Source organism: Betaproteobacteria bacterium (assembly GCA_009377585.1).
In the GTDB taxonomy this organism is placed as follows: domain Bacteria; phylum Pseudomonadota; class Gammaproteobacteria; order Burkholderiales; family WYBJ01; genus WYBJ01.
Genome location: WHTS01000233.1, coordinates 1 through 3,628 on the forward strand (window position 1 = coordinate 1; position 3,628 = coordinate 3,628).

Annotated in this window: 3 protein-coding genes; 2 read left to right on the forward strand and 1 reads right to left on the reverse strand. The window is 59.8% G+C overall.

What is annotated here, in order from left to right:
• Positions 1-855 (reverse strand): biotin--[acetyl-CoA-carboxylase] ligase (locus GEV05_30840; GenBank protein MPZ47674.1); only part of this gene is annotated, 855 nt, incomplete at its 3' end.
• A 243-nt stretch (positions 856-1,098) separates the two neighbouring features.
• Between GEV05_30840 and GEV05_30845 the strand changes: the two genes are divergently transcribed.
• Positions 1,099-1,431: a hypothetical protein gene (locus GEV05_30845; protein ID MPZ47675.1), complete on the forward strand. Its 333-nt coding sequence runs from the start codon at positions 1,099-1,101 to the stop codon at positions 1,429-1,431.
• A 119-nt stretch (positions 1,432-1,550) separates the two neighbouring features.
• Positions 1,551-1,763, forward strand: a complete 213-nt coding sequence (locus tag GEV05_30850; protein MPZ47676.1) for a hypothetical protein — start codon at positions 1,551-1,553, stop codon at positions 1,761-1,763.
• Positions 1,764-3,628 lie beyond the last annotated feature (1,865 nt).

Genomic DNA, 3,628 nt, shown 5'->3' on the forward strand with positions numbered 1-3,628 from the left:
ATGATGGATATGATGACGATCCCACTCCGCACGCATCGACCCTAGCCCGTCACGAGCGAAGGCGCCCAGCACCTGCGCAAGCTCCCGGAGAACCATTCCGAGCACCGCGCTGCGATCGAGCTTCCGGCGGCACGCCATCTCGAGGTCCGCAGCCGCCGGGTTGATTTGGCCGGCGATGGGCTTCATCAGTCCGACATTGATGTCGATGCCGAACACCACCGCGGTAGGACCTGTTGCAGCGCCTTTCATTTCGATCATCATGCCTGCAAGCTTGGTCCCGCGCCAAACCATGTCGTTGGGCCACGTGAGCCGCACATCACAAGCGCCGAGCTTAGTAGTTGCGCGGATGAGCGCGACACCAACGGCGAGACTCAAACCTCCGAGCGAGCTCGCCCCCTGGGCGAACCGCCATAGGACCGAGAATGTGAGACCCCCGGCGACATCAGCATGCCATACGTGCCGTATCCTTCCACCATCGTGATCCTGCCATTCGGCAACGATTACGCTCCCGGCCCGTGCGCCCGACGCTGCCCGCTCCATGAGCAGGGTGTTGGTGGAATCGGCAATGTCTACGAGCTCGATCTCGAAACAGCGGGCTGCGCTGCGGGCGGACCGCTCAATCGAAGCCACGTCGAGGAGTGAAACAGGATGAGCAAGCCGGTAGCCCCGGCCCCGGACGCGGTAGATCTCGAGCCCCGCGGCATCGAGGCGGCGCATCGCATTCCAGATCGTTCCGCGAGTGACGTGGAATGCGCGCGCAAGCGCCGCGCCAGAGTGAAACCCGCCATCCGCGAGGCAGCGTAAGACTTTGAGGGAAAGGTCGGTCATGTTACGGATAAGAATTGTACTCCGCATTTAGTCAATCCGAGGCTGGTAACCGTAAGATTACGGTTCATGGCATGATCGGCGCATGGTCGCGCTCATCAAGATCGCGCTTCATCTTCTCACAGACTTTTCGGTAAGCGCATTAGTAATTCCGATTCGGATTTGCTATTGCTACCCCTCTTCGGGTGTGCGCTACGGCTCATGAGGGCGTATGGGCCGCCACTGGATCGGAAATAGTCGACCGGTATCTAGCCTAGGCTTGGACACTGCGCGTTGAAATTCGCCGTTCTCGATGATTATCAGGATGCGATCCGCCGCCTGAAATGCTTTTCCCGGCTGCATGACCACGACGTTGCCATTCTCAGAGAGAACGTCAAGAATGTCGCTGAGCTCGCAGCACGTCTGCATGACTCGAATGCGGTCGTGTTGTTGCGCGAGCGCACGCCTGTCACATGCGAGCTCATCGCGCGATTCCAGAACCTGAAGCTCTTGAGCCAAACCGGCCGAGGCATTTCACACATCGACCTCAAGGCGTGCAGCGAGCATGGCGTGGTGGTGTGTGCCGCCGATGTGGCGAATCCTTCGGCGCCCGCGGAGCTCACCTAGGCGTTCATACTCTGCTCGCTGCGGCATGTGACGTACGAGGCTCGGCGTATGAGGGAAGGACACTGGCAGTCGACGCTCGGAGCGGCGTCGCGGGTTATGAGTTCGATGTCTGGTATGGCATGCTGTTCCCGGCCGGAACGCCGCACCCGATCGTAGACAAAGTCAGTGCAGAAATAAACCGGGCGCTCAAATCTCCGGCGCTCCGGCAGCGCTTTGCCGCACTAGGCCTCGAACCTGCGGGCAATACACCTGAAGAGTTCGCCAGATTGATACGCAGCGAAATTGCGAAGTGGCATAAGGTGGTGCAGGCTGCGAAAATTCGCATTCACTAACGTGCGCGTTCGGCTCGCCGTGGTTCCCGGGCCGATCCGGGAGCTCGCAGGCATTGCGCTCGACAGCATTTTGCTTGCTCGCTCGCCTGATCCGTAATGCGCATACCGATCAAATTTGCCAGATCCTTAGTCTGCACAACCCGGCCGGGCTTGAACGGCCTTTTTCCTTCCCTGCTGGACAGCGCGACCCACGGATTTCGCGCTTTACAAGGGCGCCGAATCCGAGGAGACGTTGATCATAACTACGATCTTGCTGATCCCGGGACTATCGCCGTAGGCAGCCTCGTCTTGCTGATTATTGCGCTGTTGCTTGGCTTGCCACGATACGGCGCGTGGCGGCTATTCGGCGGTTCGAGCGGCTTATCGGGAAGCTGTTCTGGCATTTCATCACCGCACTGGACAGGCATAGCAAGAAGTAGGGTTGCAGCGGTCGCGGTCACTTTTGCCACCGAAGCGCTCGACGTCTCGCTGGCTAAGGTTTTCCTGCAGCACTCAATAAAAAACCCCGCCACCTTGCGGCAGCGGGGTCAAACGATCAGGCGGCCTGTTTCACGTCTTCGGCATCTATTCTGCCCGAGCCTGCTTCGTCCTTGTCGAGATCAAGCAACCTGAGCAGCTCGCGCTGTCTTGCGAGCAGATCGGCAAGCCGATTCTCGTACTCGAATGGGCGGTCCAGTTCTCGCTGGATATCCTTCAGACGCTTGCGCTTCATCTCCAACTGGGACACAGCGTCGGCACGGTGTTTGGGAATCGACTCCAGCACCGCCAGCAACGCCGCCACCAGACCGGGCCCGGTTTGATACGGATCGGCGTGATAGAGGCAGTCCCCGAGAAGATACAGATTCGGGGACTCGGCACCTCGGGCCGCGTACACGCCCAGTTCAAAACCGGCGAACCGGCCAATGATCCGTTCGATCGCGCGGCTTGCAGTCTGCAGATCCTCTTTCGTCGAACGGATAATCGGACGAAGCGCATCGCCAACAGCATCAGCGCCAACGACGCGCTGCCCCGACAAATCGAGCATGATGCCTTGGATCGTCTGCAGTTCAATGCGCTCGGCATCTTTCGCGTACGACTCGATCTTCCGTTCGAGCGACTGGATCATCATGGGCAGGCGTCCGATTTCACCCTCGTTGGCGTAGCGCTGATTGCGCCACACCGAAAAGAGCGTCGAGAGCTTTGCGACTTCCGCATCCACGCCGGCCTTTTCGATCACCAGCGGATTGCCGGACGCCAAGGCCTTCACTTCGGCGTACGACAATGCTGCCAGCTCCACATCCTCCAGCGACCGAATACCTTGGTCACCCTTCATCACCTGGGCGATGAAACGCGCCTTGGTCTCCAGGGTCTGCCATAGATAGGCGTCAAAACTGCCTTCAGTGACATAGCGGAATATTTCCACCTCATCACACGTCGAGCCCTGACGCAGGATGCGCCCTTCGCGCTGCTCGACGTCGCAAGGACGCCACGGCGCATCGAGGTGATGCAGCGCATACAGCCGGGTCTGCACATTGGTGCCGATGCCCATCTTGGCGGTGGACCCGAGAAGCACCCGGACCCGGCCCTCACGAACCGCCTTGAACAGCGTCGCCTTTTGGGCATCCGTATCGGCATCGTGCACGAAGGCGATTTCCTTTTCTGGAATGCCTCCGGCGAGCAACCGATCGCGCATGTCGTCATAGACGCTGAACGACTTGCCACCTTTCGGTGACGACAGGTCGCAGAAAACGACCTGCGTGCCGCGAAACGACGCGGTCCGTTGCCAGATGTCGACCACCTCCCTCACGCATGCGGCGATCTTGCCGTTCTCGTCGAACGCGGCGTGCGCCTCAATGAGCCTGAAATCCAGCGCAGCCTTGCGGCCA

Coding starts and splice junctions, on each gene's coding strand:
- GEV05_30850 (MPZ47676.1), top strand. CDS start 1,551: ATGCTGTTCCCGGCCGGAACGCCGCACCCGATCGTAGACAAAGTCAGT.